Source organism: Streptomyces sp. KPB2 (assembly GCF_003950055.1).
Lineage (GTDB): Bacteria > Actinomycetota > Actinomycetes > Streptomycetales > Streptomycetaceae > Streptomyces > Streptomyces salinarius.
Map to the genome: position 1 here is coordinate 4,429,491 of NZ_CP034353.1, position 25,646 is coordinate 4,455,136.

A 25,646-nucleotide genomic window follows, 5' to 3' on the forward strand; every position below is an offset into this window, starting at 1 on the left:
GTTACGCTCGCGCTGGACGGCCGCCGGTCGTCGGGTCCGCCGCCGTCGAGCGTCCAGGGTTGGGAACACCGCATGCGCGCACTGCGAATACTGTTGATCGTCGTCGTGATTTTGGGCGGCCTCTTCGTGATCGCCGACCGTGTCGCCGTCAACTTCGCCGAGGACGAGGCGGCGGACAAGCTGCGCAGCACCGAGAACCTGCCCTCGACGCCGGACGTCTCCATCAACGGCTTCCCCTTCCTCACGCAGCTCGCCGGCGGTTCGCTGGACGACGTGGAGGTCGGCATCGACGACTACGAGGCGTCCACCGGCAAGGGCGGCGAGAAGATCCGCATCGCCGAGCTGCGGGCGCACATGAAGGGCGTCGAGTTCTCCGGCGACTACAGCTCCGCCACCGCGGACAGCGCCACCGGCACCGCGACCGTCGGCTACGACGAGCTGATGAAGGCCACCAAGTCCGAGCCCACGCAGATCGCGCCCGGCATCGACGCCAAGGTCATCGGCCTCTCCGACGGCGGCAACGGGAAGATCAAGGTGTCGCTGCAGGCCACGGTCCTCGGCGTCGAGGTGCCCGAGCCGATCGAGGTGCTCAGCTCGGTCAAGGTCAAGGACGACGACGTGGAGGTCGTCGCCGACGGGCTGCCGGAGATCGCCGGCCGGCAGCTCGCCGAGTCCCGCATCCGGGCCATCACCGACTTCCAGCAGACCATCGACGAGCTGCCGGGCGGCATCGAGCTGGACAAGGTCGAGGCGGCGAAGGACGGCGTCGAGATCACGGTGAAGGGTTCGAACGTCAAGCTGGCAGGGTAGGACGAGGGACGGCGCGGACGAGGGACGGCGCCCCCCGGCGATCGGTCGGGAACGGGTCGATCGGAGGCAGCGCCGTCCGACTGGCGAGACGGCGCTGTCCGTACCGTAGATGCGAGGCCACCCGCGCCGGTCCCCGCGGCCCTCCTGGGCAGCCCGACGCAGGCCCCGATCCCACATCTCGGACGATCCCGTCTCATCATGCGACACGTCGGTGACACGGCCCGCCCTCAATCCTTACGATCGGGACCTATGAAGCAACAGGCGGATCTCACGAAGCGGCGGGCAGTGGACCTGTGCCGCGTTGCCGCCATGCTCTGTCGCACCTTCTGAGGCGGACGGCGACGTCGCCGTCCGTGTGCCCCTCATCCCTCACCCCGCCCCGGCCTGCCCCGGAGCACCCGCGCGCCGCCGCACGGCCGGAGCGCGCACACCCTCTCACCGCACGCCCCGCCGCCAACTGCCCCGGAGGAGAAAACATGAGCCGCAGCGACGTCCTGGTCGACGCCGACTGGCTGCAGGACCACCTGGACGACCCGACCATCGCGATCGTCGAGGTGGACGAGGACACGTCCGCCTACGAGAAGAACCACATCAAGAACGCGATCCGGATCGACTGGACCCAGGACCTCCAGGACCCGGTCCGCCGCGACTTCGTCGACCAGGAGGGCTTCGAGAAGCTCCTGTCGAAGAAGGGCATCTCCAACGACCACACCGTGGTCCTCTACGGCGGCAACAACAACTGGTTCGCGTCCTACGCCTACTGGTACTTCAAGCTGTACGGCCACGACGCCGTCAAGCTCCTCGACGGCGGCCGCAAGAAGTGGGAGCTGGACGCCCGCGAGCTGGTCCCCGGTGACGAGGTGCCCCAGCGCGCCGCCACCGACTACAAGGCCAAGCCGCAGAACACCGCGATCCGCGCCTTCCGCGACGACGTGGTCCAGGCGATCGGCGCGCAGAACCTGGTCGACGTCCGCTCGCCCGACGAGTTCTCCGGCAAGCTGCTCGCCCCGGCCCACCTCCCGCAGGAGCAGTCGCAGCGTCCGGGCCACGTCCCGTCCGCCCGCAACATCCCGTGGTCGAAGAACGCCAACGACGACGGCACCTTCAAGTCGGACGACGAGCTCAAGCAGCTCTACACCGACGAGCAGGTCGACCTGGCGAAGGACACCATCGCCTACTGCCGCATCGGTGAGCGCTCGGCCCTGACCTGGTTCGTCCTGCACGAGCTGCTGGGCGTGGAGAACGTCAAGAACTACGACGGCTCCTGGACCGAGTACGGCTCCCTCGTCGGCGTGCCGATCGAGCTCGGCGCCGCGAAGTAAGCGACACGGGTACGGCACCCGCCGACCTTTCCCAACACACCTCAGGAGTAACGACATGTGCGGAGCGAAGGCCGGCGGCCCCGACGCCTCGACGATCAAGCCCGGTGAGACCACGATCCAGGGTCAGGTGACCCGCGACGGCGAGCCGGTGACGGGCTACGTCCGTCTGCTGGACGCCACCGGCGAGTTCACGGCGGAGGTCCCGACCTCCGCGACGGGCCAGTTCCGCTTCTACGCGGCCGAGGGCACCTGGACCGTTCGCGCGCTGATCCCGGGCGGCACCGCCGACCGCACGGTCGTCGCCCAGCAGGGCGGCCTCGCGGAGGTCGCGATCGCCGTCTGACGGCAGGCGGCAAAGCGCAGCGCGCACGGCGCGCGACGGCCGAGGGGCCGCACCCACCGGGTTGGACGCCTGGGGTGCGGCCCCTCCGGCGTGTCCGGACCGCGTGTCCGGACCTACGCTGGAGGTATGTACGCACGGCGGCGGCACGTCTACTTCGCCATGATGGGCACCTGCATCGTGCTCTTCGTCCTGGCCTGGACAGTCGTGCGCATCTGGTCCGTCCCGGCGGCCGTGGGCCTGTGCGTGTTCGCGATGCTCATCCCGCCGGTGGCCGCGATGGTCGCCAACCGGCGCGGCCCGGACGACCGCTGGTGGGACGACCCGTCGGGCGACGCCCAGTCCGACGAGTGGTGGGACGAACTGGACGGCAAGAAGCGCCACTAGCCCCGTGCGGCACCGTCCTCGCCCTCGGGCGTGTCCATGCCGCCCAGGAGGCGCCGCAGGCAGCGCACCGCGAGGTCGGCGGGGGAGCCGGGGCCCTCGGTCGGCGCCTCGGTGCCGGACCAGGTCTCCAGGGCGATCCGGATGGCGTCGGTGGCCGCGGCGGCGATCAGCCGCACCTCCAGCGGCTCCCGGCGGCCGTCCGCCAGCCGGGCGATGACCGGGACCAGCAGCTCCTCCGACTCCTGGTTCACGCGGTACCAGACGGCGCGCAGCGCCGGGTCGTCCGCGGCGGCGCGCAGCAGGCCGCGCGTGCGCAGCAGCGCCTCGACGGCCTGCGGGTCCGGCGTCGCCAGCGCCTCCTCGACCGCTTGGCGCAGGGCCGGGCCCGGGGCGGCACCCGGCGGTGCCTGTGCGAGCAGCGCCCGCCAGCTGTCGGCGCCGACCGTCAGCAGCGGCCCGACGGCGTCCTGCTTGGAGCGGAAGTACCGGTAGAAGGTGCGCAGCGCGACCCCCGCCCGCCGGGCGATCTCCTCCGCCGTCGTGGCCTCCGGGCCCCGGGTGGCGAAGAGCTCTGCCGCTGCGTGCGCGATGTCGAGCTGGGTGGCGGCCTTGCGGCGTTCGGTCAGCGACGGGGGCGGTGGCTCGGTGCTCACCCCAGAAGCGTACGGCCTGCGACCACCCGGCGGCATGCCGTGACGTGATGGCAAAACGTGCCACCTAGGCGTACGGTGACGATATGAACCACTCGCATCGTTACGAAGGCCGTCGCGCGCTGGTCACCGGCGGCGGCTCGGGCATAGGCCAGGCCACCGTGCTGCGGCTGCTCGCCGAGGGCGGCACCGTCGTCGCGGCGGACGTCAGCGAACCGGGCCTGAAGGACACCCTGGAGAAGGCGGGAGCACACGCGGACCGGCTCACCACGCTCGTCGTCGACATCGCGGACGAGACCTCGGTGCGCGAGGGCGTCCGGGCCGCGACGGCCGCGCTGGGCGGGCTGGACGTCCTCGTCAACGCGGCCGGCATCCTGCGCTCCTCGCACACCGAGCGGACCGGCCTCGCCGACTTCACCCGCGTCCTGACGGTGAACCTGGTCGGCACGTTCCTGGTGATCCGCGAGGCGATCCCGGCGCTGCTGGCGGGCGAGGACGCGGCCGTCGTCAACTTCAGCTCGACCTCGGCGGCGTTCGCGCACCCCTACATGGCGGCCTACGCGGCCAGCAAGGGCGGCATCCAGTCCATGACCCACGCCCTGGCCGCCGAGTACGCCGGACGCGGCATCCGCTTCACCGCCGTTCAGCCGGGCTCCATCTCCTCGGGCATGACGGACGGCAGCGGGGCCAGCGGGCAGTGCGTCGGCCCCGGGCTGCCCGAGGACGCCGACATGGCCCTCTTCGCCAAGCTCTCCCCGGCGCTCGGCCAGGGGTTCGCCGGTCCGGAGACGGTGGCGTCCGTCGTCGCGATGCTGGCCTCGGAGGACGGCCGCTTCATCACCGGCACCGAGGTCCGCGTCGACGGCGGCACCCACTTCTGAGGGCGCCCGCCCCCAAGACCGCAGAGAGGAAGGTACGCACCATGCACGACCTGACCGGCAGGAACGTGATCGTCACCGGCGGCGCCCGCGGCCTGGGCGCGGAAGCCGCCCGGCAGGCGGTCGCCGCCGGAGCCCACGTCCTGATCACCGACGTCCTGGACGCCGACGGCGAGCGCACCGCCCGCGAACTCGGCGACCGCGCCCGCTTCCTCCACCACGACGTCACCTCGGAAGACGACTGGCGGCGCGTCGTTGACTTCGCCGTCACCGAGTTCGGGGCGCTGCACGGCCTGGTGAACAACGCCGGCATCTCGACCGGCAGCCTGCTGGAGGCGGAGTCCGTCGAGCACTTCCGCAAGGTGCTCGACATCAACCTCACGGGCGTCTTCATCGGCATGAAGTCCGTGATCCCGGCGCTGAAGGAGGCCGGCGGCGGATCGATCGTCAACATCTCGTCCGCGGCCGGCCTGATGGGCCTCGCCCTCACGGCCGGCTACGGCGCCTCCAAGTGGGGCGTACGGGGGCTCACGAAGATCGGCGCCGTGGAGCTGGGCACCGCCCGCATCCGCGTCAACTCCGTGCACCCGGGGATGACGTACACCCCGATGACCGCGGCCACGGGCATCGAGCAGGGCGAGGGCAAGTACCCCAACACCCCCATGGGCCGGGTCGGGGAGCCCGAGGAGATCGCCGGCGCGGTCGTCTTCCTGCTCTCGGACGCCGCGTCGTACGTCACCGGTGCGGAACTGGCGGTGGACGGCGGTTGGACCACGGGCCCGACCGTGGCGTACGTCATGGGGCATTGAATCCTCCCCTCCCCGGAGGGAGGGGATTCCTGGCTCAGGCTGCCTCCTGGAGCGGCGCTACAGGAGGTCTTGTGCCGTCAGCACCAGCCGGGTTGAGACCAGCCCGGACGAGCATGACGCGTGCGGAGTTCTTGTCTCTGGGGGAGACGGTTCCGCAGGCGGTACAGGTGTAGGTGCGCTCACCCAGCGGCAGTGCGTGCTTGGCTCTCGCTCCGCACTGCGCGCAGTCCATCGTGGTGTGCGCGGGGTGTACCAGGCGGATGTCCCGCCCGTGTTTGCGGCCCATTTCGGTCAGGGCGGCCTTGGTGGCGCCGATGGCGGCGTCGGCGGCCTTGCGGGCCATCGTGGTTTTGGCGAGGAACTTGGGGCGAAAGTCCTCGACCGCGATCGTGTCGTGGTGGCGGACCACCTTCTTCGCCCACTTGCGTCCGGTATCCGCGCGCTGCCTGGCGACCTTCTTGTGTGCCTTCGCCCGCAGTCTCTTCGCCGTCTGGTAGCCCTTCGAACCGGCCTCCCCCTTCTTCGGCCTGCGGCGGGCCATCATCCGGTCGTACCGGGCCAGCTTCACCCGGGCCTTCGCGCCGTGCGCGGGATGCGGCAGGTCGTGCGCGTCGGACGTGGTGGTCGCCGTCTCCCTCACTCCCCAGTCGACACCGAGGATCCGGCCGGTCCTGGGCAGCGGCTGGACCTGGGCGGGGACGACGAACGAGCAGTACCAGTGCCCGAGACTGTCCTGGTACACGCGCACCGAGGACGGCTCACCCGGCAGCTCCCGCGACCACACGACCGACAGGACGATGCCGCCCGCCAGGTGCAGCCGGCCGTCCCTCAGCCGGAACCCGCGCTTCGTGTAGTTCAGGGTTGCCAGTGCCTCACGCTTAATCTTCCACTTCGGCATCCCGGCCCGGCGCGCCACGGGCAGGCGCTCGGTGATGTCCTTGTGCGCCTTGGCGCGGGCGCGGCCGAAGTCGCGGATGACCTGCTGCTGGGGAACGGACGAGCCCTCCCGCAGCCACGGCGTACGGGCGCGGGCTTCGGTCAGCATCTTGTCGAGCTGGGCCGGGCCGCACGTGGCCTTCTTACCCGTCGCCTTGTTGTGCAGGTGCACGGCCCTGGACTTGGCGACGCACTCGTTCCACAGCCAGCGACACCGTCCCCACTCCGCAGCCAGGGACGTGTGAGTCGTGGACGACACCCGCAACCGGTACGTGTACCGGGCATACCCAACCGTTTCGTTCGCCCCCACCTGTGCCATCTCGTCCCCCCTTCGGTCGCGGACAGGACAGCGTGCCGTCCCGAGCTCTGCGAAGGACCATATGTGCGAGACCCGCACACCCGCCCGATCGACTCCCAATCGCCAGCCCAACCGGTGACTACAGGCACAGGCGTTCGTATTGCCTTGGGTCAAGCTGGTAGCAATACGGGCGCTCCGCGCCCGGAACCGGACTGCGGACAGGCCCCAAGTACTTCCGCATACTGCTCGCCAACAGCCCGGCACGGGTGGAGAACCACACGATCAGCCACCGAGAGCGAGGCCGTGGTGATCCGAACCCAGGACCTGACCACCTGAGCGGGGTGCCGCCGGTACCGGAGCTGAAGGCCAGCGACATCGTGCTGCTGTACATGGGGCCGCAACTGGAGGAGGCCTCAGGCGCGTGGTCGCCGCGGTGGACGTGGCGGGGCTGAAACCGGCGAACTGAAGCAGAACGTGGACACCATGTCCTGAACCGCACCCGGTGCGGAAGTTGGGTGGGACAGGGATTGCCCGAAAGCGAATCAGTAGACCAGCGCTTGCGTGTCGTCGGCCAGCGCCTCCTGCACGAAGACCTGCGCGCCCGCGATCCGTACGCCGTCGATGACGTCCTTCTCGGTGAGGTCGCGCCGGGCCGCGCACTGGGTGCACAGCGTCACCCGGCCGCCCGCCAGGAGCGAGTCCAGCAGGTCGGGCAGCGGCGCGGCGTGCGGCAGCTCGAACTCGGCCGCCCGCCCCGGCACCGCGAACCAGGACGACTCCCCGGTCAGCCACAGCGACACGTCCACCCCACTGGCCACGGCCACCGCCGCCACCGTGAACGCCTGAGAACACCGCTCGGGCGCGTCCGCCCCCGCCGTCACCTTGATCACGAGCTTCTTCGCCATGCCGGAAGCGTAGCCCGCGCGGGTGGCGTCAGATCGCGAAGGTGATGGTCACCAGCAGCGTCGCGACGCACAGGACGGTCAGCAGGCCGCTGACGGTGGCGCCGTCCAGCCGGGTGCGCCGCCGGGGCGGGGCCTTGTGCTTCGGCGCGGGCCGGGGCGGGTGGCCCGGGTGGAACGGGGGCATGGCGAAGCCGGGGGAGAGGGGCGCCCGGTCCCGTCGCGGCGCGAGTCGCTGCGCCCGCCGGCACTCCTCGTAGGGCAGTCCGCCGTCGTACGTCATCCCTCGTGCTCCTTGCGCTGGTGCTGGCGCAGCAGGACGTTCGCGTCCGACACCGCGCTGTGGTCGAACGCCGCCCGTGCGGTCTCCCGCCGCTCGGCCAGCCAGGCGCAGGCCTCGCAGCCCGGCACCGGCAGCGGCGGCCGCTCCAGCTCGGCAGGGGCCGGGGGCGTGGCGAGGGTGCGGTCGTTCGCGGCGCGCAGGCTCGCCCCGAGGCGCTCGCGGTCGGTCGCCGGGCGCAGTACGGGCGGCTCCGCCTCCCACTCCCGGCCGCCGCCGAGCGGTCGGAGCAGCACGCGCGCCCCACTGCGGCCCCGGTACTCACCGACCTTCGCGGCGGCGGTGTCGTAGAGCACGGTGCCGGGCTCGTAGATGGCCGCTTCTGTTCTCACGGTCCGCTCCCTTACGTCAACGTCTGTACGGAATGCGACAGTTGCCCTACTCTGCGTAGTGGTGGCAGTTACGAGCATGACCCACGGCGGGGGTCGCCAAGCCCGGAACGGCCGCTAGTGCCACACCGGGCGCTCCAAATTCCACAAATTCCACAGCCGGGAGGGGTGCGGTGCCGCAGCGGAGGGCGATCACGGGTCGCAGTCAGGAGCCGAGGGCGCGGTTCGCGGAGGAGCTGCGGCTGCTGCGCAACGGGCGGGGCGTGTCCCTGCGGGGCGTCGCGGAGGTGGTGGGCTGGGACGCGTCCCAGTTCGGGAAGATGGAGCACGGCCACACGCTGGGCGGCCCGGAGATCGTGGAGGCGCTGGACCAGTACTACGGCACGGGCGGCATGCTGCTCACGCTGTGGGAGTTGGCGGTGGCCGATCCGACGCAGTTCCGCGAGCAGTATCGGCGGTACATGATCCTTGAGGCTGAGGCGATCAGCCTGTGGCACTACGCGGTGAGCGCACCGCCGGGCCTGCTCCAGACCGCCGGGTACGCGCGCGAGGCGCTCGCCGGGGGCTGGCTCAAGGGGCCTGAGCTGGAGCAGCAGGTCGAGGCCCGCCTCGGCCGACGGCAACTCCTGGAGGGGGAGGCCCCACCGCCGTTTCGCGCCATTCTCTCCGAGACGGTGCTGCGCACATGGCTGCGTGACATGGGGGCATGGCGAGAGCAGCTGGTCCACTTGGCGGAGATGGCCGAACGCCCGAGCATCACCCTCCAGGTGCTGCCGTTCCGTGCGGGGCGTCATGGGTTGACGAACACCACCGTGATGTTCCTGCGGCTGTCGAGCGGCCGCGTGGTCGCCTACACCGAGAACGACCTGCGCGGTGAACTCGTGGAGGAAAACGCCTCAGTTGAGCTACTGCAACGTAGGTACGATGCGATGCGTGACTTGGCGCTGTCACCCGCCGAGTCGCGCGAGTTCATCCTGCGGACGTTGGAGGAAGCGCCGTGCGAGCCATCGATCTGAGCACCGTCTCTTGGCGTAAGAGCAGCTACAGCAACGCGAGCGGCGGCGAGTGCGTCGAGGTCGCCCCCAACCTCCCCTCCCTCGTCCCCGTCCGGGACAGCAAGGACCCCGCTCGCGGTGCGCTCCTCTTCGCCGCCCCCGCGTGGGCCGCCTTCCTGGACGGAGTCCGGCGAGAAGAGCCGGGGCGGGCCGCGTAAGCTGGGGCCGGCCCTGTTTATGCCCCCCGCTCAAGGAGCACCCCGTGGAGATCTTCTTCGAAGCCCTGCTGGTCCTGGTCTGCGTCGGCGTTCTCGCCTTCGCCGGTCTGACCGTGAAGAAGCTGTACCAGGGCCAGCGCTGATCACCGACGCCAGGAAGTAAGTCCGCTCATGATCGAGATCCCGTCCGACCTGCACAAGGACCTCGTCCCCCTCGCCTTCCTCCTCGGTGACTGGGCGGGCGCGGGCGTGCACGACTTCCCCGGCGCCGAGAAGTGCAACTTCGGCCAGGAGGTCTCCTTCACCCACGACGGCCGGGACTTCCTGGAGTACCAGTCGCACACCTGGGTGCTGGACAACGACGGCAACAAGGTCCGCCCGCTGGAGTCCGAGCACGGCTTCTGGCGCATCGACGCGAACCGCAAGGTCGAGGTGACGATGACCCGCGACGACGGCGTCATCGAGATCTGGTACGGCGAGATGGCCGACCAGAAGCCCCAGATCGACCTGGTCACGGACGCGGTGGCCCGCACGGCGGCCTCGCAGCCCTACACCGGCGGCAAGCGGCTGTACGGCTACGTCAAGAGCGACCTGATGTGGGTCGGCGAGAAGCAGACCCCCGAGGTCGAGCTGCGCCCCTACATGTCGGCGCACCTGAAGAAGGTCGTCACCCCGGAGGACGTCGAGCGCTGGGCCAAGGCCCTGCCGGACGACATGCCGGACGACGGAATCGCTTTCTTCAAGTAGTCCTAGACTCGTGGTGTGGTGAGCACCGACTGGAAGAGCGACCTCAGACAGCGTGGCTACCGGCTGACCCCGCAGCGGCAGCTGGTGCTCGAAGCCGTGGACACCCTGGAGCACGCGACCCCGGACGACATCCTCGGCCAGGTGCGCAAGACCGCCTCCGGGGTCAACATCTCCACCGTGTACCGCACGCTGGAGCTGCTGGAGGAGCTGGGGCTGGTCAGCCACGCCCACCTCGGGCACGGCGCTCCCACCTACCACCTGGCCGACCGGCACCACCACATCCACCTGGTCTGCCGGGACTGCACCAACGTGATCGAGGCGGATCTGTCGGTGGCCGCCGACTTCACGGCCAAGCTGCGCGAGCAGTTCGGCTTCGACACGGACATGAAGCACTTCGCGATCTTCGGCCGGTGCGAGAGCTGTTCCCTGAAGGGTTCAACTACCGAGTCGTAAGCGAGTCGTAGGCTGGGCGTATGAAGAGCCCCCTGCTGTCCCTGCCCGGCGCCGTTCCCGCCGAGGGTGTGGACGAAGGCGTCGCCGCCCACTACGGCGACCTGTTCCGCGAGCAGCGTGCCCTCGCCGACGGCACCGGCTTCGTCGACCTCTCCCACCGCGGTGTCGTCACCGTCACCGGCGAGGACCGGCTGAGCTGGCTGCACCTGCTGCTCACCCAGCACGTCAGCGACCTGCCGCCCGGCCGGGCCACCGAGGCGCTGATCCTCTCGGCGAACGGCCACATCGAGCACGCCCTGTACCTCGTCGACGACGGCACGACCGTCTGGGCCCATGTCGAGCCCGGCACCCAGGAGGCGCTGATCGCCTACCTGGAGTCGATGAAGTTCTTCTACCGGGTCGAGGTCGCCGACCGCACCGCCGACACCGCCGTCGTGCACCTGCCGGCCGGGTCGATCGCCCAGGCACCCGCCTCCGCCGTCGTGCGCGAGACGCCGTACGGGCGTGACCTCTTCCTGCCGCGGGAGGAGCTGGAGAGCTTCGCCGCCCAGGCCGGGCCCGCGGCCGGGATCCTCGCGCACGAGGCGCTGCGCGTCGAGCAGCACCGCCCGCGCCTCGGCTTCGAGACCGACCATCGGACCATCCCGCACGAGCTGGGCTGGATCGGTACGGCCGTGCACCTGCAGAAGGGCTGCTACCGCGGCCAGGAGACCGTCGCCCGGGTGCAGAACCTCGGCAAGCCGCCGCGCCGGCTGGTCTTCCTGCACCTGGACGGCAGCGAGGTCCACCTGCCGCCGAACGGGGCGGAGATCCGCCTCGCGGACGACGGACCCGACGGCCGGAAGATCGGCTTCGTCACGACGGCCGTGCGCCACCACGAACTGGGCCCGGTCGCCCTCGCCCTGGTGAAGCGGAACGTGCCGGTCGACGCCCGGCTGATGGCCGAGGAGACCGCGGCCGCACAGGAGACCGTCGTCGAGCCCTGATGCCCTGAAGGCCGGGCTCAGACCTCCACGAGGACCGTGAACGGGCCGTCGTTCGTCAGGGACACCCGCATCTGCGCGCCGAACCGGCCCGTCGCCACCGTCGCGCCCAGCGCGCGCAGCTGTGCGACGACCTCGTCGACCAGCGGTTCGGCGACGTCGCCGGGCGCGGCGGCGTTCCAGGTGGGGCGGCGGCCCTTGCGGGCGTCGCCGTAAAGGGTGAACTGGCTGATGACCAGGAGCGGGGCGTCCAGGTCGCTGCAGGACTTCTCGTCGTGCAGGATCCGCACCGACCAGAGCTTGCGGGCCAGCTGCGCCGCCTTCTCCTTGGTGTCCTCGTGGGTGACCCCGACCAGGACGCACAGGCCCTCGCCGTCGATCGCGCCCACGGTCTCGCCGTCCACGACGACGCTCGCGCCGTCCACCCTCTGCACCACTGCACGCATCCCGCAATGATGCCGTGCGCCCCCAGGGTGTGGACGGGCGGGCCCGTAGGGGGGTTTTTTCACTCCCTAACCCCCCATCTGGGGCCGATCGGGGCCGATCAGGGGCACTCGGTCACATAGTGTCCGCGCGGGGTGGCACGATGCTCCCAGACGCCGGGCGAGGGGACGGTTGAGGCACATGAGCACACCGAGTACGGGGCAGTCGTTCGGGACTGCAGCGTTGACATGTCCGGGTGGGGCCGGTGGTTCCGGCGGCCCGGGCGGACCGGCCGGTCTGGAGGCGCCCAGGGCGCCCGTGCAGCGCACGGACAGTCCCGAGCTGCCGAAGGACCCCCCGGAGCGGGACCTGACCGCGCTGAGCCTGCCGGAGCTGCGCACGCTGCGCCGGGACGCCCAGCGCGAGGAGGCCGACCTCAGCTACGTACGGCGGCTGCTGCAGGGGCGTATCGACATCCTGCGCGCGGAGCTGGCGGAGCGCGGGTCGACGACGTCGTCGGCCGTGGTCACCACCGCGGCGACCGGGTCCGTGGTCGAGCGGCTCTCGGAGATCCTGGCCGACGCACCGGCCCGGCAGCGTTCCTCCGCCCGCCACGTGACGCTGGCCACTCCGCGCAGCGAGGAGTGCCGGCGGCTGGCCGCGGAGATGCTCGGCGAGGTGGAGCTGTCCGACCTGACGGCCCGCACCGACGGCGAGCTGACCGCCGGGATGGGGCGGCTCGTGCGCTACGAACAGCAGGTCTCCGGGAACCGGCAACGGCTCCAGCGCACGGCGGACGGCTGCAGCGCGGAGATCGCCCGCCGGTACCGTGAAGGGGAAGCACACGTAGACGACCTGCTGGTGTGACACGGGGGGCGGCCATCCGCGCCGCCTCCGGGGCCCGGTGATCCCGGGCCGTCGCAGTGGGGGGTCGACCGTTCGGAAGGCCACCGCCGATGCCCGCGCCCCAGCCGTCTCAGCAGCCACAGCCCTCGCAACCCTCGTACGGGGGCCAGTCGTCGCCCGCGGACCAGCCGTCGCCGACGGACCGGTCCGCGCCCACGTCCGCGCTCTCGCCCGTCGTGCCGCCCGTCCTCGCCGAGGTCGTCCGGTCCGGGTTCGTCGAGGGACGGCACCGGGGCAGCCTGGTGGTGCTGGGCGCCGACGGGGCCGTGGAGCTGGCCCTGGGCGAGGTCACGGCGCCGGTCTTCCCGCGGTCCGCCAACAAGCCGATGCAGGCGGCCGGCGTCCTGCGGGCCGGCCTCGACCTCGCGGGGGAGCGGCTGGCGCTGGCCGCCGCCAGCCACTCCGGAGAACCGTTTCACCGAGACCTGGTCCGCAAGATGCTGGACGAGTACGGCCTGGACCCGGCGCTGCTCCAGTGCCCGCCCGACCTGCCGCTGGACGCCGAGGAACGGGACACGTACCTGGCGTCGGGCGCCGTGCCCGACCGCGTCACCATGAACTGCTCCGGCAAGCACACCGCGATGCTGGCGGTCTGCGCGCAGCGGGGCTGGCCGCTGGAGACCTACCTCGACCCGGACCACCCGCTCCAGCGGACCATCCACAGGGTGGTGAAGGACGCGGCGGGCGAGCCGGTGGCGTCCGTCGGCACGGACGGGTGCGGGGCGCCGCTGATGGCGATCAGCCTGGTCGGCCTGGCCCGCGCCTTCCGGTCCTTCGTCGCCGCCGAGCCCGGTTCGGCCGAGCGCCGGGTCGCCGACGCGATGCGCGCCCACCCCGAGTACGTCGCCGGCAGCCGCCGCGCCGACACCTGGCTGATGCGCGAGGTGCCCGGCACGCTCTCCAAGATGGGCGCCGAGGCCGTCCAGGCGGTGGCCCTGCCGGACGGCCGCGCCCTCGCCTTCAAGGTCGAGGACGGTGCCACCCGGGCGCTCGGCCCGGTCCTGGCCCGCGCCCTGACGCTGCTCGGGGTGGCAGGCCCGGTCGTCGACCGCATCGGCCGGGCGCCGCTGCTGGGCGGCGGCCGCGAGGTGGGGGAGATCCGGGCGGCGTTCTGAGGCCCCGGGGCCCCGGTAAACCCCGCGACGCGGGCGGGCACGGCGTTCTACGGTGAGCGCATGAGCCGCCGCACCGAGATCGACGTACGCCCCGTCACCGACGACGAGTTCCCCGACTGGAACCGGGCCCTGAACACCGGGTTCCTGCAGCCGCCCCTCGTGGCCGCGGAACAGCTGGAGGCCCGGCGCCGGCAATTCGTGCCCGGCCGGTCGCTCGGCGCCTTCGACGGCGACCGCTGCGTCGCGACCTTCCGCTCCTTCGACCAGGAGCTGACGGCCGTCGGGGGCCGCCCGGTCCGGGCCGACGCGATCTCCAACGTCACCGTCACCGCGACCCACCGCCGCCGCGGACTGCTCACCCGGATGATGGCGCAGGACCTGGCCGCGGCGAAGGAGCGCGGGGACGTCGTTGCGACGCTGATCGCGGCGGAGTACCCGATCTACGGCCGGTACGGCTTCGGCCCCGCCACCACCATGACCGAGTGGACGGTCGACGTGCCCCGCGCCGGCCTGGACCGCCGCTGGGCCGCCCCGGAGGACGGCGGCCGGATCGACCTCGTGGACGGCGAGGACGTCCGCAAGCTGGGCCCCGAGCTGCACGAGCGGCTGCGCCGGGCCCAGCCGGGCGCGGTCAGCCGGACCGAGCTGTGGTGGCAGTCCCGGACCGGCGTCGTGAACATGAACGGCACCCCGTGGACCGAGCCCTACTACGTCCTGTACCGCTCGGCGGACGGCGAGGTCGAGGGGCTGGCCTCGTACCGGACCGACGACCACTGGGGCGACGCCAAGCAGCCGCTGAACACGGCGACCGTCGAGTGGCTGATCGGCGTGACCCCGGCCGCCGAGCGCGCGCTGTGGCACTACCTGTGCTCGATCGACTGGGTCCAGACGGTGAAGAGCGGCTGGCGTTCTCCGGACGACCTGCTCCCGCTCCTCCTGCCGGACCCGCGCGCGGCCCGCATCACCACGCAGGCCGACTGGCTGTGGGTGCGGATCCTGGACGTCGCGGCGGCACTGGAGGCGCGGACGTACGACGGGCAGGGTGCGGTGGTACTGGAGCTGGTGGACCGGGGAGGGCTCACCGGCGGGCGGTGGCGGCTGGAGGCGGGGCCGGACGGGGCGTCCTGCGCGCCGACCACCGAGAGCGCCCATGTCGTGCTCGACGTCGGTGACCTGGCGGCGCTCTGGCTCGGCGACGAGTCGGCCGTACGGCTGGCCGCGCTCGGCCGGGTGCGGGAAGAACGAGCGGGCGCCGCCCGTGTGGTCGACGCCCTGCTGCGTACGTCCGGGCGGCCTTGGTGCCCGGACATGTTCTGAGGTGACTCCCTTCCGCCGGTGACGGTGGACGTGTGCGCATCCGTAGCGCGTGCACTTCTGGGTGCTCTTCAGTTGTGGTTGTTGTGCGTGGTGTCTGCCGCCTGCCGGGCTCCCGGCTCCCCTCCGGAAGGGGGCCCGGCCGGCGGTGCGTCGGTTCAGCCGGACTGGGCGAGCAGCATGACGAGGATCACCGCGCCCACACCGCTGATCATGGTGTTCTTCGCCTTGATGCCGACGGACAGCGCGACGAACGCGATGATGCCCATCGGCCCGTACTTCCACTGCACGAGCTGCTCGAACCCGATGGCCAGAGCCGCGACGACGATGGCGATGAGCGGCATGGTGGACCCCCTGTCACCGTGGTGGCCAACCTCCGTGAGGCTCGACCACGTTGCTCAAGTTGGCTACCAACTTAGCTCTACTTATCTCCGCTTGGAATGGCCCGTAACCATCTTTCGATGGGCAGTCCGAAGATGGCGAGAAGTTGTGGTGCGCGGGGCGGCGTCACCGACCCTGTCGGCCGTCCTGGGTCTCACAGTGCAGGCCCCGCTACCAGGAGGGCCAGCAGCACCGCACCGGCGGAACTGACGGTGGGGCTCTTGGCCTTGATGCCCACGGTGAGCAGGAGCAGGCCGACGATGCCGGTGGCGCCGTACTTCCACTGGACGAGCTGCTCGAAGGCGATGACGAAGACGGCGGAGACCAGGGCGAGGACGGGCATGGGTCGTTTCCCCCCTTTCGGGACGTGCGGTAGGCCGAGCTTCCGCCAACCGCGCGAAGTTGGTAACCAACTTTTGTTATGTTGTCCCCACTTGGTTGCTATCTATAAACAAGTTTCAAACAACTCCCTGTAGGTAGGTCGAAGTTGTAACGTTTGGTCGTGACTCAGGAGAACGTGTCCGTGAACGGCAGCAGAAGGCTCTCGTCCCGGGAGATCGCCGAGGCCCTGCGGGAGCGGATCCGCGGAGGAGACCTCAAGGCGGGCGACCGCCTGCCCACCCAGGCGGAGCTGGCCGAGGAGTTCGGTGTGGAGCGCGGCACCGTCCGCCAGGCCCTGCGCGCACTCCAGGAGGACGGGCTGCTCACCAACGTCAGCAAGGGCAGCCCGCCCCGCATCGCCGAGCCCGAACCTGCCCGGGGTGATCTGCCGCAGCCGACGATGGTGGCGCTCGGCCCGCGGCTGACGGAGGCGTTCTCGGCACCGCGCGTGAAGATCGACGTCGTATGCCACACCTCGGAGACGCTGATGCTGGCCCTCGGTGATCCGCTCCGTCTGATCCACGAGGGCCGTATCCGCCCGGAGTCGATCGACGTCCGGGTGCTGATGCCGTCCCGGGACATCGCCCTCGCCTTCCCCGTCCTGGTCGAGAAGGAGGACGACGACCCGGTCCACCGGCGCTGGCTCCAGATGCGCAACGCCCAGGCCCAGGTGCTCCAGAACAATCTGCGCGGCGTGCGGAAGGTCCACCCCCGCATCGACGTGCGGGTGGCCTTCCGCGCGCTGCCGTTCACCCCGCCGATGAAGCTCTACCTGCTCAACGGCGAGGAGGCTCTGCTCGGCTACTACATCCTGACCCGCCGCGAGGAGGAGTACGAGAGCCGGGCGCTGGAGATGTACGACGCCCTCGGCTCACAGTCGCTGTTGTTCTCCCACCTGAAGCGGACGGGCGATCGGGACGGGGTGTTCGTGGAGGAATCACAGAAGTGGTTCGACGCCCTCTGGGAAACCATCACCACGGACATGACACTCTCCTAGTGACTTCCGATACGGAGCAGAAGACGGCACCGGTGAGCGAGCGGGACGAACGGCGCGAGCAGTCCGAGCAGGAGAAGTCCAATGACCTGCGGGACCTGGTCCTGGGCGCCCGGGTCGTCCTGTGGGACTTCGACGGCCCGCTCTGCAGACTGTTCGCGGGCTACTCGGCCGCCCGGGTGGCGGGCGAACTCTTTGACTGGCTGGACACACAGGGAATGGGGGAGCTGCTGACCCAGGAGGAGCGGGCCCGTCCCGACCCGCACGTCCTGCTGAATGCGGTCAATCGCAGACACCACCGGAGCGACCTGGCCGCCGAGTTCGAGGAACGGCTGACCCGCGAGGAGCTGCGCGCCGTGCCCACCGCATGGCCGACCGCGTACGCCGACCCCCTGATCCGCACCTGGTCCGCGCTCGGCGTCGGCCTCGCGATCACCACCAACAACTCGCCCCGCGTGGTGAGCGAGTACCTGACGACCCGGGATCTGCTGGGCTGCTTCGCCCCGCACCTCTACGGCCGCACCCAGGACCCGCACCTGCTCAAGCCGGACCCGTACTGCCTCAACCGCGCCCTCAGTGCGATGGGCGCCGCGCCCGCGCACGCCCTGATGGTCGGCGACTCCGCATCCGATCTGGCCGCCGCACAGCGGGCCGGCGTGCCCTTCCTGGGGTACGGCCACAACGAGCGGAAGACGAAGATCCTGAAAGAGGCTGGGGCGCAAACGGTCGTGCACTCTTTGGAGCCGGTCCTGCGGCTGCTGTGGGAGTGCTGAGGCCGCTGAAGTTGAGGTCAATCGCGAAGCGACAACGCGTCGGCGGCCCGCAGGACGGGGAGGTACGAGGCCAGCACCGCGTCCGCGCCGCCCTGCACCATCCGCACCGCGCGCCCCGGGTGGTGGGTGAGTCCGAGGAAGCCGGTCCCGGCCAACCGGGCGGCCTCGAGGTCGGTGAGCTGGTCACCGATGAGCAGGCAGTCGGAGGCGGGCAGGGCCAGGTGGCGCAGGGCCCGGTGCACGCAGTCCGGATGCGGCTTCATCAGCCGGGCGTCCTGGGGTGACCGGCCGAAGAGCCCGTCGAACTTCGAACCGAGTCCACGATGCTCGAGGTACTCCCGGATCGGCCCCTCCGCGTTGTTGCTGACGACGGCCAGTCGTTTGCCCTGGCCGAGCAGCAGATCCACGAGGGCGTCCAGGTGCGGAGTGGGGACCGCGGTGCGCACGGCCAGTCGCTCCAGGCCGGTGACGGCGGCCTCGGCGAGTTGCAGCGGGAGGCTGCTGGGCCTGGGAAAAGACCGTTCGTACATTTCCCTAAGCGGGCCGAGGACGCCGTGGGAGTCGTCGCACTTCTCGACCGACGGGTCGAGCGGCCCCCAGTACCGTCGGGCCGTCCGTTTGACCTGTTCCGCCAAGTCCGCTGTGGTCGCGCCCGCGAACAGGTCGCAGACGGGACCGTCGAAGTCGAACAGCACCGCGCGGGCAGATCCGAACGCGCGCAGCAGGTTGGCCCGGTCCGCGAAGGTTCCCCGGCCGAGGTCCGTGTCGGTCATTGCGGCAGTCTCCCCCCACTGGGCGCGAACGAGGCAGGACGACACGTAACTTCGGAGTAGGGTGACGCACCCTGTCACCGCACCGACTCCTCCAGGTTGAGCGGAGCACAGAACATGACAGTCTCCCAGAGGTCCCCCGCTCTTCTGGGGGCCGGGCTCAGCGGCGATCGGCGTGACATTGAGGGCCCGTTGACGGGGTACTACCACGAGACCTACGTGATACCGCTGCCCGGCGCGGAGGGAGGGGCGCGCTGGAAGTGCCGGGAACCACGGTGCAACCTGCTGTGGTTCGACTGCCGTTACTTCGTGTCGGAGGCACAGCTGCTGCTGGCCCTGCAGGGTCGGATCACCCACGTACCGGATGTCTTCGAGTTCGAGGGGCTGCACCTGCAGCGCTTCATCGAGGGACGGACCCTGGGAACCCTGCACCCGGCCGGTCACGCGGTCCCCCGCGAGCTGCTGCGGCAGATCGTGCGGCTCTTCGGGCAGACGGCGGCGGTGACGTCGGGGACGCTCGCCGTGGAGCGGCTGTGCAGCCCCGAGGACCGGCCGGAGGACGGCGACAGCGACGGCTTCATGGAACGGCTCGTCTGCTTCACCGAGGAACGGGTCTACGCGGCCAACCTGGAGGAGTTCGGGTCCCTGTTCGCGGAGCTGGGCCTGGACGACGACGCGTTCAAGAGGCTGCGCAAGCACGTCGCCGGGCTCCGCGAGCGACCGTTCTGCCTGCTCCACGCCGACCTGCACCGCGAGAACCTCGTCGTGGACGCGGACCGGCGGCTGTGGACCATCGACTGGGAACTGGCGATGGTCGGCGACCCGCTCTACGAACTGGCCACCCATCTGCACCTGATGCGCTACCCGTCCTGGCAGCGCCGTCAGGTGGTGGAGGGCTGGCGGCGCGCGGTCGAGGCGGCCCGCCCCGGCGGTACCCACGGCTGGCGGCACGACCTGGACCTGCTCCTCGGGTACAAGCGGGCCCAGTCGGTCTTCACCGACGTCGTCCGGGAGGCCGTCTCGCTGGGCCGGGCCGCACGCTCGCCCGGCCCCCGGGTCGCGCTCGCGGCGGCCCGCCTGCACGGCGTCCTGTGCGCCGCGGCGCTGCCCCTCGGGCTGGATTCGGTGCCCGGCCCCGCCGAGATCGGCACCGCCCTGGTGCGGTGGAGCCGCACGCACACGGAGGAGGGGCCCCTCCCGGGCACCCTCTAGGCTCGGCCCATGAACGCCCCCGTCCCCGCCCCCGGCCTGCGCGAGCGCAAGAAGCAGCGGATGTTCCAGACGCTCTCGGACACCGCCGTCGAACTCTTCCTGGAGAAGGGGTTCGACGCGGTGTCCGTCGCGGAGGTGGCCGCCGCGGCCGAGGTCTCCAAGCCGACGCTCTTCCGGTACTTCCCGGCCAAGGAGGACCTCGTCCTGCACCGGATCGCCGACCACGAGGACGAGGCGGCCCGGGTGGCGCGCGGCGCGCCGGCGCCGCTCGACGCGCTGCGCCGGCACTTCCTGGCCGGGCTGGAGCGGTGCGACCCGGTGACCGGGCTCAACGACCACCCCGCCGTACTCGCCTTCCACCGGCTGCTCTACGGCACCCCCGCCCTGGTCGCCCGGATGCACACGCAGCTGGAGCGGTCCGAGGCCGCGCTCGCCGAGGTGCTCGGCGGCGACCTGGAGGCCAGGCTGGCCGCCGGGCAGATCATCGCCGTCCAGCGTGTCCTCGCGCTGGACAACTGGCGGCGGATCGCCGGCGGGGAGCGGGTGGAGGACGTGCGGGGGGACGCGGTGGCGGCGGCGGAGCGGGCGTTCGCGGGGCTTGCGGCCGGACTGCCCGGATTCACCACGGCGCGGGGCGGCAAGGCGAAGTAACGCGGTAAAAAATGTAACTCAGTAACGTCATTCGTCTATGCTTGCCGGAATGACGTCGACCGAACCCGCCCTCCAGCGCGCCCTCGACCGCGAACGCGCCCACCACGAGCACTGCCGCACCGTCCTCGCCGCGATGGTCCGGGGCGCCCACGAGCACGTCGTCACCGGCGAGGACGTCTCCGCGTCCGGTGCCGACGCCGAGGTCCTCGGGTACCGGCTGCGCAGCCGGGCCAGGGAGATGAGCGAACTGCCCGAAGGGCCGCTGTTCTTCGGCCGGCTCGACTTCGCCGATCCGGAAAGGGCAGGGGAGGGGGAGGGGATGGAGGCCGGGCGGGCGCTGCACATCGGGCGGCTGCGGATCACCGAGCACCCGGCCGCCCCGCCCCTCGTCGTCGACTGGCGCGCACCCGTCTCCCGCGCCTTCTACCAGGCCACCGCCGGCGACCCACGGGGCGTCGCCGTCCGCCGCCGCTTCGGATGGGCGCCCGGCAGCCGCGGCGACTCCACCGACCTCACCGGCATGGAGGACGAGCACCTCGGCCGGGGCGAGTCCCGGGACAGCGGGATCGTCGCCCGGGAGATCGAGCGGCCCCGCGTCGGGCCCATGCGGGACATCGCCGCCACCATCCAGCCCGACCAGGACGACCTCGTCCGCGCCGGCCTCGGCGACACCGTCTGCGTCCAGGGCGCCCCGGGCACCGGCAAGACCGCCGTCGGGCTGCACCGGGCCGCGTACCTGCTCTACACCCACCCGCAGCGCATCCGGCGCGGCGGCCTGCTCATCCTCGGCCCCAACCCGACCTTCCTCTCCTACATCGCCGAAGTGCTCCCCGCCCTCGGCGAGACCGGCGTACGGCAGTCGACCCTGGCCGAGGAGATCGCCCGGCACCCGGTCACCCGCACCGACGACGCCCGGGCCGCCGCCCTCAAGCACGACGCCCGGACCGCCGAGGTGCTGCGCCGCGCCCTGTACGCGCGCGTGGACCCCGACGCCGCGGGCGACCTCGCCGTGCCGGACGGCTCCTACCGCTGGCGCGTCCCGGCCGGCGCGCTGGCCCGCGTGGTCGCGGACGTCCGGGACGAGCAGCCGCCGTACACGGTCGGGCGGGAACGGGTGAGGGCCCGGATCGTGCGGTACGTCCAGGAACGGGCCGAACGGCGCGCCGGGCCGCGGACCAACGCCTGGCTGCGCCGCGTCGAGCGGTCCCGGGCCGTCGGGGCCGCCCTCGACGCCGTGTGGCCCCGGGTGCGGCCGGAGGAGGTCCTCGCGCCGCTGCTCACCGACCCGGACATGCTGGCCCGGGCGGCCGACGGGGTCCTGGCCGCCGACGAGCAGAAGGCGCTGCTGTGGACGGGGCGGGCACCCCGGTCGTGGAAGTCGGCGCGCTGGTCCGCCGCCGACCTCGTCCTGCTCGACGAGGTCGCCGGACTCCTCGAACACCCCGAGGGCTACGGCCACATCGTCGTCGACGAGGCCCAGGACCTCTCCCCGATGGAGTGCCGGGCCATCGCCCGCCGCTCCGCCTTCGGCTCGCTCACCGTCCTCGGCGACCTCGCGCAGGGGACCACGCCGTGGGCCGCGCGCTCCTGGCGCACCGTCCTGGCCCACCTGGGCCGCCCGGACGCGGCGGTGACGCCGCTGACCACGGGGTTCCGGGTGCCGCAGGAGGTCGTGGGCCTCACCAACCGGCTTCTGGCCCGGCTCGGCGTGGACGTGCCGCCGGCCCGGTCCCTGCGCGGCGACGGCGAGCTGACGCTGCGCGAGACCGAGCCCGGCGCGGTGCCGGAGGCGGTGGCGGACGCCGTACGGCACGCGCTCACCGGTCAGGGATCGGTGGGCGTCGTCGCCGCCGACCCGGACGTCCCCCGGCTGCGGGCGGCCCTCGCCGGGGCCGGCATCCCGGCGGCGGGCCCCGAGGCGCTGGACGCCCGGGTCACCGTGGTCCCGGCGAGCGTGGTCAAGGGCCTGGAGTACGACCACGTCGTCGCCGTCGAACCGGCGGCGATCGCGGCGGCGGAAGGCCCCGGCGGACGAGGCCTGCACCGCCTGTACGTGGTCCTCACCCGCGCGGTGACCCGCTTGACCGTGATCCACACCCGGCCACTGCCGTTCTGAGCCCGGGCCTGCTCACGGCGTGCCGCCTAGGCCTGGTGCACTATTGCAAGCAGGGTGCTTGCAATAGTTAGCAACTTGCTGCATGGTGGAGGCATGGCATCGCTCAACGTCGGCAATCTCGGTGAGTATCTGCGCGAGCAGCGGCGCAACGCGCAGCTGTCCCTGCGGCAGCTTGCCGATGCCGCGGGCGTGTCCAACCCGTACCTGAGTCAGATCGAGCGCGGGCTGCGCAAGCCGAGTGCGGAGGTGCTCCAGCAGGTCGCCAAGGCGCTGCGGATCTCCGCCGAGACGCTGTACGTCCGCGCGGGGATCCTCGACGCCGAGCGGGACCGGGACGACGTGGAGACGCGTGCGGTCATCCTCGCCGACCCCTCGCTGAACGAGCGGCAGAAGCAGGTGCTGCTCCAGGTCTACGAGTCCTTCCGCAAGGAGAACGGGTTCGGGGCCGACACCGATGCCGATACCGACTCGGGTGCCGACGCCGATGTCGCTGTCGACGGGGCTGAGAAAGTACAAAACCCTCATTCGTAAGCAATTCCGGAGGACCATCACCATGGCCATCACCGACGACCTGCGCAAGACCTTCAGCGACCCCACCCCGCTCTACTTCGCCGCGGGCACCGCCGACCTCGCCTTCCAGCAGGCCAAGAAGGTGCCGGTGCTGGTGGAGCAGCTGCGCGCGGAGGCCCCGGCGCGGATCGACGCCGTACGCAACACCGACCCGAAGGCCGTCCAGGAGAAGGCGACGGCCCGCGTCAAGGAGACCCAGGGCAGCCTCCAGGCCAAGGCCAACGAGCTCTTCGGCTCCCTCGACGCCGACTTCAAGAAGCTCGGCGAGAGCGCCCAGGACCTCGCACTGCGCTCCGTCGGCATCGCCGCCGAGTACGCCATCAAGGCCCGGGAGACCTACGAGAAGGTCGCCGAGCGCGGCGAGCACGCGGTGCGCACCTGGCGCGGCCAGGCCGCCGACGGCATCGAGGACCTCGCCGAGGACGTGGAGGACCTCGCGGTGGCCGTCGAGCCGGCGAAGCCCGCCCCGGCCAGGCCCGCCGCCAAGCCCGCGACGGCCAAGTCCGAGCCGGTCCGGGTCACCGAGGACAAGTCCGCCACGGCGAAGAAGGCCCCCGCCCCGCGCAAGGCCCCGGCGAAGAAGTCCACCACCGCCAAGAAGACGACGCCGCCCGCCAAGTAGTGGGGCGCGTCACGACTGGGGAGCGGCCGGGCACCCTAGGGGTGCCCGGCTCGTTCTGCGGGTACGGTGACCGCGTAATGAAGAACCGAGTCTGGTGGTGGACGTTGTGCTGATGCAGGGGTTCGCGAACTTCCTGGGGCTGCTGAACCTCGCCCTGATGGTCTTCACCGGCTTCGCGTTGATCGACGCCGCCATCCGTCGCGAGGACGCCTACCGCGCGGCGGACAAGAAGACCAAGCCGTTCTGGCTGATCATCCTCGGGCTCGCCTTCGTGGTGAGCCTGATCTTCCCGATCCTGTCGTTCCTGCCGATCATCGGCCTCATCGCGGCGATCGTGTACATGGTCGACGTACGGCCCGCCCTGCGCGGCCTGTCCGGCGGCGGCCGCAGCAGCCGCCGCGGCTCCAGCAGCGACGGCCCGTACGGCCCGTACAACGGCGGACGCTGACCCCTACGACGGGCAGTCCGCGCGGGCGGTCCCCGCGCCGGGTCACCGGGACCGGGCGGCTCAGGCCGTCCGGTCCAGCAGGACCACCGCGACGTCGTCGGCCAGTTCGCCGCCGTTGAGTTCGCGGACCTCGTTGACGGCCGCCCGCAGCAGCTCCTCGCCCCGCAGGCCCTCGGCGCGCTGGCGGCGGACCATCTCCACCATGCCGTCCTGACCGAGCCGCTCCCGGCCCTCGCCGACGTGGCCCTCGATCAGACCGTCGGTGTAGAGCATCAGGCTCCACTCGGCGCCCAGCTCCACCTGCATCCGCGGCCAGCGGGCGCCCGGCAGCAGCCCCAGCGCCGGGCCGTTGTTGTCGTAGGGCAGCAGGCGCGCGGGCACGCCCGGCGCGGCGACCAGCGGGGACGGGTGCCCGGCCAGGCACAGGCCGGCGCGGCGGCCGTCCGGGGAGATGTCCACGGCGCACAGCGTCGCGAAGATCTCGTCGTCCGAGCGCTCGTGCTCCAGCACCTGCTGCAGCGTGCCGAGCAGCTCGTCGCCGCAGAGCCCCGCCAGCGTCAGCGCCCGCCAGGCGATCCGCAGCTCCACGCCGAGCGCCGCCTCGTCCGGGCCGTGCCCGCAGACGTCGCCGATCATGGCGTGCACGGTGCCGTCCGGGGTACGGACGACGTCGTAGAAGTCACCGCCGAGCAGCGCGCGCGAGCGGCCCGGACGGTAGCGGGCGGCGAAGCGCAGCGGGGAGCCGGCGAGCAGCGGGGTCGGCAGCAGACCGCGCTCCAGACGGCGGTTCTCCTGCGCCCGCACCCGGCCCTCGGCCAGCCGCCGCTCCGCCGAGTCGGACCGCTTGCGCTCGACGGCGTAGCGGATCGCCCGGCTCAGCAGACGCCCGTCCAGCTCGTCGCGGAACAGGTAGTCCTGCGCGCCGACCGCCACGGCCTCGGCGCCGCGCTCGGCGTCGCTGGAGGAGGTCAGCGCGAGCACGGCGTGCCGGGGCGCGAGCTCCAGGACGTGCCGCAGCACCGCCAGCTCGTCGTCGTCCTCCGCGTCACCGCTGCCGTGGGCCGGCGTCGACAGGGCGAGGTCCAGCAGGATGCAGTGGACGTCGTCGGTCAGCAGCCGGCCGGCCTCGGTGAGGTTGCGGGCGGTGCGGACGCGGATCGGCTTGCCGGCCTGGTCGAGCAGGTCGGGCACGATGGGCGAGCCGGCCGGGTCGTCCTCGATCAGCAGCACCGTCAGGTTCGTGGGCGCCGCGCTCTCGGACCGGGCGCTCCGGGTCCGGTCGGTGCCGAGGTCCGTGCCGGCGGGAGTGCCGGTGCCGGTGCTGGTGTGGGTGCCTGTGCTGGTGTCCGTGGGGTTCTCGCGCTTCTCCGTGGTGGTCTCCCGGGCCTTCTCGCGCCGGGTGGCGGGGTTCTCGGCCGGGTGCGTCCCGGTCGGGGCCTGTTCCGTGGGAGGGCCGCTGTCCGGGGACGCGGCGGGCGCCTGACCGCACTCCACGGCCGGGATCGCCCTCTGCCGCGGTACGGGTACGGGCATCGTGTCGGTTTCCTTCCCTCCCCCCGAGGGCATGGCGGGG

General features: G+C 71.7%; 32 protein-coding genes. 22 read left to right on the top strand and 10 right to left on the bottom strand.

What is annotated here, in order from left to right; translation table 11 throughout:
* Nucleotides 1-72 precede the first annotated feature (72 nt).
* The 4 genes from D1J63_RS19775 to D1J63_RS19795 all read left to right on the top strand — a co-directional run bounded on the left by D1J63_RS19775 (nt 73) and on the right by D1J63_RS19795 (nt 2,859).
* Nucleotides 73-810, top strand: coding sequence for a DUF2993 domain-containing protein (locus D1J63_RS19775; RefSeq protein ID WP_125630386.1), 738 nt, complete (start codon nt 73-75; stop codon nt 808-810).
* A 476-nt stretch (nt 811-1,286) separates the two neighbouring features.
* Nucleotides 1,287-2,132 (top strand): sulfurtransferase, encoded by an 846-nt coding sequence (locus D1J63_RS19785; RefSeq protein WP_125630388.1) that lies wholly within the window; start codon nt 1,287-1,289, stop codon nt 2,130-2,132.
* A 55-nt stretch (nt 2,133-2,187) separates the two neighbouring features.
* Nucleotides 2,188-2,475 (top strand): DUF1416 domain-containing protein, encoded by a 288-nt coding sequence (locus D1J63_RS19790; RefSeq protein WP_003974805.1) that lies wholly within the window; start codon nt 2,188-2,190, stop codon nt 2,473-2,475.
* Nucleotides 2,476-2,601: 126 nt separating this feature from the next.
* Nucleotides 2,602-2,859 carry a DUF3099 domain-containing protein gene (locus D1J63_RS19795; protein WP_164712895.1) on the top strand — a complete coding sequence of 86 codons (258 nt, stop codon included), beginning with the start codon at nt 2,602-2,604 and terminating at the stop codon, nt 2,857-2,859.
* Here the strand turns inward: D1J63_RS19795 and D1J63_RS19800 are convergent.
* Entirely contained in the window at nt 2,856-3,512 is a 657-nt protein-coding gene (locus D1J63_RS19800; RefSeq protein ID WP_164712896.1) for a TetR family transcriptional regulator, read from the bottom strand. The genes D1J63_RS19795 and D1J63_RS19800 overlap by 4 nt on opposite strands.
* 83 nt (nt 3,513-3,595) lie before the next feature.
* On the opposite strand from D1J63_RS19800, the gene D1J63_RS19805 reads away from it, so the two are divergent.
* Nucleotides 3,596-4,390 carry an SDR family NAD(P)-dependent oxidoreductase gene (locus D1J63_RS19805; RefSeq protein ID WP_125630394.1) on the top strand — a complete coding sequence of 265 codons (795 nt, stop codon included), beginning with the start codon at nt 3,596-3,598 and terminating at the stop codon, nt 4,388-4,390.
* A 41-nt stretch (nt 4,391-4,431) separates the two neighbouring features.
* Complete coding sequence (locus tag D1J63_RS19810; protein ID WP_125630396.1) at nt 4,432-5,196, top strand: glucose 1-dehydrogenase; 765 nt, start codon at nt 4,432-4,434, stop codon at nt 5,194-5,196.
* A 34-nt stretch (nt 5,197-5,230) separates the two neighbouring features.
* Here D1J63_RS19810 and D1J63_RS19815 read toward each other — a convergent pair whose 3' ends face one another.
* The 4 genes from D1J63_RS19815 to D1J63_RS19830 form a co-directional block, all read right to left on the bottom strand.
* Nucleotides 5,231-6,451: an RNA-guided endonuclease TnpB family protein gene (locus tag D1J63_RS19815; protein WP_102928828.1), complete on the bottom strand. Its 1,221-nt coding sequence runs from the start codon at nt 6,449-6,451 to the stop codon at nt 5,231-5,233.
* A gap of 521 nt (nt 6,452-6,972) precedes the next feature.
* The gene (locus tag D1J63_RS19820) at nt 6,973-7,335 is read right to left on the bottom strand and encodes a DsrE family protein (protein ID WP_125630398.1); all 363 of its coding nucleotides are present in this window, start codon (nt 7,333-7,335) and stop codon (nt 6,973-6,975) included.
* A gap of 28 nt (nt 7,336-7,363) precedes the next feature.
* A complete protein-coding gene (locus tag D1J63_RS19825; protein ID WP_125630400.1) occupies nt 7,364-7,615 on the bottom strand; it encodes a hypothetical protein in 252 nt (83 codons plus the stop codon).
* On the bottom strand, nt 7,612-8,004 hold the full coding sequence (locus D1J63_RS19830) for a hypothetical protein (protein WP_125630402.1): 393 nt from the start codon (nt 8,002-8,004) through the stop codon (nt 7,612-7,614). The genes D1J63_RS19825 and D1J63_RS19830 overlap by 4 nt, the downstream gene beginning before the upstream one ends.
* 170 nt (nt 8,005-8,174) lie before the next feature.
* On the opposite strand from D1J63_RS19830, the gene D1J63_RS19835 reads away from it, so the two are divergent.
* The 5 genes from D1J63_RS19835 to D1J63_RS19860 all read left to right on the top strand — a co-directional run bounded on the left by D1J63_RS19835 (nt 8,175) and on the right by D1J63_RS19860 (nt 11,400).
* The gene (locus tag D1J63_RS19835; RefSeq protein ID WP_125630404.1) at nt 8,175-9,017 is read left to right on the top strand and encodes a helix-turn-helix transcriptional regulator; all 843 of its coding nucleotides are present in this window, start codon (nt 8,175-8,177) and stop codon (nt 9,015-9,017) included.
* The gene (locus tag D1J63_RS19840) at nt 8,999-9,214 is read left to right on the top strand and encodes a DUF397 domain-containing protein (protein WP_125630406.1); all 216 of its coding nucleotides are present in this window, start codon (nt 8,999-9,001) and stop codon (nt 9,212-9,214) included. Before D1J63_RS19835 ends, D1J63_RS19840 begins: the two co-directional genes overlap by 19 nt.
* Nucleotides 9,215-9,385: 171 nt before the next feature.
* Entirely contained in the window at nt 9,386-9,961 is a 576-nt protein-coding gene (locus D1J63_RS19850) for an FABP family protein (protein ID WP_102929145.1), read from the top strand.
* A gap of 15 nt (nt 9,962-9,976) precedes the next feature.
* A complete protein-coding gene (locus D1J63_RS19855; RefSeq protein WP_102929144.1) occupies nt 9,977-10,414 on the top strand; it encodes a transcriptional repressor in 438 nt (145 codons plus the stop codon).
* A 20-nt stretch (nt 10,415-10,434) separates the two neighbouring features.
* Complete coding sequence (locus D1J63_RS19860) at nt 10,435-11,400, top strand: folate-binding protein YgfZ (RefSeq protein ID WP_125630408.1); 966 nt, start codon at nt 10,435-10,437, stop codon at nt 11,398-11,400.
* A 17-nt stretch (nt 11,401-11,417) separates the two neighbouring features.
* On the opposite strand, the gene dtd is transcribed toward D1J63_RS19860, so the two are convergent.
* Entirely contained in the window at nt 11,418-11,843 is a 426-nt protein-coding gene (gene dtd, locus D1J63_RS19865; RefSeq protein ID WP_102929142.1) for a D-aminoacyl-tRNA deacylase, read from the bottom strand.
* A 178-nt stretch (nt 11,844-12,021) separates the two neighbouring features.
* Here dtd and D1J63_RS19870 point away from each other — a divergent pair, with 178 nt between their 5' ends.
* The 3 genes from D1J63_RS19870 to D1J63_RS19880 all read left to right on the top strand — a co-directional run bounded on the left by D1J63_RS19870 (nt 12,022) and on the right by D1J63_RS19880 (nt 15,158).
* A complete protein-coding gene (locus tag D1J63_RS19870) occupies nt 12,022-12,687 on the top strand; it encodes an aerial mycelium formation protein (RefSeq protein WP_125630411.1) in 666 nt (221 codons plus the stop codon).
* A gap of 89 nt (nt 12,688-12,776) precedes the next feature.
* Entirely contained in the window at nt 12,777-13,841 is a 1,065-nt protein-coding gene (locus tag D1J63_RS19875) for an asparaginase (RefSeq protein ID WP_241235586.1), read from the top strand.
* Nucleotides 13,842-13,901: 60 nt separating this feature from the next.
* Nucleotides 13,902-15,158, top strand: a complete 1,257-nt coding sequence (locus D1J63_RS19880) for a GNAT family N-acetyltransferase (RefSeq protein WP_125630413.1) — start codon at nt 13,902-13,904, stop codon at nt 15,156-15,158.
* Nucleotides 15,159-15,313: 155 nt separating this feature from the next.
* Here the strand turns inward: D1J63_RS19880 and D1J63_RS19885 are convergent, their stop codons facing one another.
* Complete coding sequence (locus D1J63_RS19885; RefSeq protein ID WP_125630415.1) at nt 15,314-15,499, bottom strand: hypothetical protein; 186 nt, start codon at nt 15,497-15,499, stop codon at nt 15,314-15,316.
* Nucleotides 15,500-15,690: 191 nt separating this feature from the next.
* The gene (locus D1J63_RS19890; RefSeq protein WP_125630418.1) at nt 15,691-15,879 is read right to left on the bottom strand and encodes a hypothetical protein; all 189 of its coding nucleotides are present in this window, start codon (nt 15,877-15,879) and stop codon (nt 15,691-15,693) included.
* Nucleotides 15,880-16,032: 153 nt separating this feature from the next.
* Here D1J63_RS19890 and D1J63_RS19895 point away from each other — a divergent pair, with 153 nt between their 5' ends.
* Nucleotides 16,033-16,914, top strand: coding sequence for a winged helix-turn-helix domain-containing protein (locus D1J63_RS19895; protein WP_125630420.1), 882 nt, complete (start codon nt 16,033-16,035; stop codon nt 16,912-16,914).
* On the top strand, nt 16,863-17,684 hold the full coding sequence (locus D1J63_RS19900) for an HAD family hydrolase (RefSeq protein ID WP_125630422.1): 822 nt from the start codon (nt 16,863-16,865) through the stop codon (nt 17,682-17,684). Before D1J63_RS19895 ends, D1J63_RS19900 begins: the two co-directional genes overlap by 52 nt.
* Before the next feature lie 17 nt (nt 17,685-17,701).
* Here D1J63_RS19900 and D1J63_RS19905 read toward each other — a convergent pair whose 3' ends face one another.
* Nucleotides 17,702-18,457 (bottom strand): HAD hydrolase-like protein, encoded by a 756-nt coding sequence (locus tag D1J63_RS19905; protein ID WP_125630425.1) that lies wholly within the window; start codon nt 18,455-18,457, stop codon nt 17,702-17,704.
* Nucleotides 18,458-18,646: 189 nt separating this feature from the next.
* Here D1J63_RS19905 and D1J63_RS19910 point away from each other — a divergent pair, with 189 nt between their 5' ends.
* The 6 genes from D1J63_RS19910 to D1J63_RS19935 all read left to right on the top strand — a co-directional run bounded on the left by D1J63_RS19910 (nt 18,647) and on the right by D1J63_RS19935 (nt 24,073).
* Nucleotides 18,647-19,666 (top strand): aminoglycoside phosphotransferase family protein, encoded by a 1,020-nt coding sequence (locus D1J63_RS19910; RefSeq protein WP_347141246.1) that lies wholly within the window; start codon nt 18,647-18,649, stop codon nt 19,664-19,666.
* 9 nt (nt 19,667-19,675) lie between these two features.
* Entirely contained in the window at nt 19,676-20,317 is a 642-nt protein-coding gene (locus D1J63_RS19915) for a TetR family transcriptional regulator (RefSeq protein ID WP_125630429.1), read from the top strand.
* 49 nt (nt 20,318-20,366) lie between these two features.
* Entirely contained in the window at nt 20,367-22,433 is a 2,067-nt protein-coding gene (locus D1J63_RS19920) for an AAA family ATPase (RefSeq protein WP_125630431.1), read from the top strand.
* Nucleotides 22,434-22,526: 93 nt separating this feature from the next.
* Nucleotides 22,527-22,964 carry a helix-turn-helix transcriptional regulator gene (locus tag D1J63_RS19925; protein WP_125630434.1) on the top strand — a complete coding sequence of 146 codons (438 nt, stop codon included), beginning with the start codon at nt 22,527-22,529 and terminating at the stop codon, nt 22,962-22,964.
* 22 nt (nt 22,965-22,986) lie between these two features.
* The gene (locus D1J63_RS19930; RefSeq protein WP_125630436.1) at nt 22,987-23,625 is read left to right on the top strand and encodes a hypothetical protein; all 639 of its coding nucleotides are present in this window, start codon (nt 22,987-22,989) and stop codon (nt 23,623-23,625) included.
* A gap of 112 nt (nt 23,626-23,737) precedes the next feature.
* Nucleotides 23,738-24,073 carry a DUF2516 family protein gene (locus D1J63_RS19935; protein ID WP_164419587.1) on the top strand — a complete coding sequence of 112 codons (336 nt, stop codon included), beginning with the start codon at nt 23,738-23,740 and terminating at the stop codon, nt 24,071-24,073.
* Nucleotides 24,074-24,133: 60 nt separating this feature from the next.
* Here D1J63_RS19935 and D1J63_RS19940 read toward each other — a convergent pair whose 3' ends face one another.
* The gene (locus D1J63_RS19940) at nt 24,134-25,606 is read right to left on the bottom strand and encodes a fused response regulator/phosphatase (RefSeq protein WP_164712898.1); all 1,473 of its coding nucleotides are present in this window, start codon (nt 25,604-25,606) and stop codon (nt 24,134-24,136) included.
* Between the last annotated feature and the right edge of the window lie 40 nt (nt 25,607-25,646).

What these genes read in the sequence shown, in the direction of transcription:
- D1J63_RS19775 (WP_125630386.1), top strand. Translation starts at nt 73, where the DNA reads ATGCGCGCACTGCGAATACTGTTGATCGTCGTCGTGATTTTGGGCGGC.
- D1J63_RS19785 (WP_125630388.1), top strand. Translation starts at nt 1,287, where the DNA reads ATGAGCCGCAGCGACGTCCTGGTCGACGCCGACTGGCTGCAGGACCAC.
- D1J63_RS19790 (WP_003974805.1), top strand. Translation starts at nt 2,188, where the DNA reads ATGTGCGGAGCGAAGGCCGGCGGCCCCGACGCCTCGACGATCAAGCCC.
- D1J63_RS19795 (WP_164712895.1), top strand. Translation starts at nt 2,602, where the DNA reads ATGTACGCACGGCGGCGGCACGTCTACTTCGCCATGATGGGCACCTGC.
- D1J63_RS19805 (WP_125630394.1), top strand. Translation starts at nt 3,596, where the DNA reads ATGAACCACTCGCATCGTTACGAAGGCCGTCGCGCGCTGGTCACCGGC.
- D1J63_RS19810 (WP_125630396.1), top strand. Translation starts at nt 4,432, where the DNA reads ATGCACGACCTGACCGGCAGGAACGTGATCGTCACCGGCGGCGCCCGC.
- D1J63_RS19815 (WP_102928828.1), bottom strand. Translation starts at nt 6,451, where the DNA reads ATGGCACAGGTGGGGGCGAACGAAACGGTTGGGTATGCCCGGTACACG.
- D1J63_RS19820 (WP_125630398.1), bottom strand. Translation starts at nt 7,335, where the DNA reads ATGGCGAAGAAGCTCGTGATCAAGGTGACGGCGGGGGCGGACGCGCCC.
- D1J63_RS19825 (WP_125630400.1), bottom strand. Translation starts at nt 7,615, where the DNA reads ATGACGTACGACGGCGGACTGCCCTACGAGGAGTGCCGGCGGGCGCAG.
- D1J63_RS19850 (WP_102929145.1), top strand. Translation starts at nt 9,386, where the DNA reads ATGATCGAGATCCCGTCCGACCTGCACAAGGACCTCGTCCCCCTCGCC.
- D1J63_RS19860 (WP_125630408.1), top strand. Translation starts at nt 10,435, where the DNA reads ATGAAGAGCCCCCTGCTGTCCCTGCCCGGCGCCGTTCCCGCCGAGGGT.
- dtd (WP_102929142.1), bottom strand. Translation starts at nt 11,843, where the DNA reads ATGCGTGCAGTGGTGCAGAGGGTGGACGGCGCGAGCGTCGTCGTGGAC.
- D1J63_RS19870 (WP_125630411.1), top strand. Translation starts at nt 12,022, where the DNA reads ATGAGCACACCGAGTACGGGGCAGTCGTTCGGGACTGCAGCGTTGACA.
- D1J63_RS19875 (WP_241235586.1), top strand. Translation starts at nt 12,777, where the DNA reads ATGCCCGCGCCCCAGCCGTCTCAGCAGCCACAGCCCTCGCAACCCTCG.
- D1J63_RS19880 (WP_125630413.1), top strand. Translation starts at nt 13,902, where the DNA reads ATGAGCCGCCGCACCGAGATCGACGTACGCCCCGTCACCGACGACGAG.
- D1J63_RS19885 (WP_125630415.1), bottom strand. Translation starts at nt 15,499, where the DNA reads ATGCCGCTCATCGCCATCGTCGTCGCGGCTCTGGCCATCGGGTTCGAG.
- D1J63_RS19890 (WP_125630418.1), bottom strand. Translation starts at nt 15,879, where the DNA reads ATGCCCGTCCTCGCCCTGGTCTCCGCCGTCTTCGTCATCGCCTTCGAG.
- D1J63_RS19905 (WP_125630425.1), bottom strand. Translation starts at nt 18,457, where the DNA reads ATGACCGACACGGACCTCGGCCGGGGAACCTTCGCGGACCGGGCCAAC.
- D1J63_RS19915 (WP_125630429.1), top strand. Translation starts at nt 19,676, where the DNA reads ATGAACGCCCCCGTCCCCGCCCCCGGCCTGCGCGAGCGCAAGAAGCAG.
- D1J63_RS19920 (WP_125630431.1), top strand. Translation starts at nt 20,367, where the DNA reads ATGACGTCGACCGAACCCGCCCTCCAGCGCGCCCTCGACCGCGAACGC.
- D1J63_RS19925 (WP_125630434.1), top strand. Translation starts at nt 22,527, where the DNA reads ATGGCATCGCTCAACGTCGGCAATCTCGGTGAGTATCTGCGCGAGCAG.
- D1J63_RS19930 (WP_125630436.1), top strand. Translation starts at nt 22,987, where the DNA reads ATGGCCATCACCGACGACCTGCGCAAGACCTTCAGCGACCCCACCCCG.
- D1J63_RS19935 (WP_164419587.1), top strand. Translation starts at nt 23,738, where the DNA reads ATGCAGGGGTTCGCGAACTTCCTGGGGCTGCTGAACCTCGCCCTGATG.
- D1J63_RS19940 (WP_164712898.1), bottom strand. Translation starts at nt 25,606, where the DNA reads ATGCCCGTACCCGTACCGCGGCAGAGGGCGATCCCGGCCGTGGAGTGC.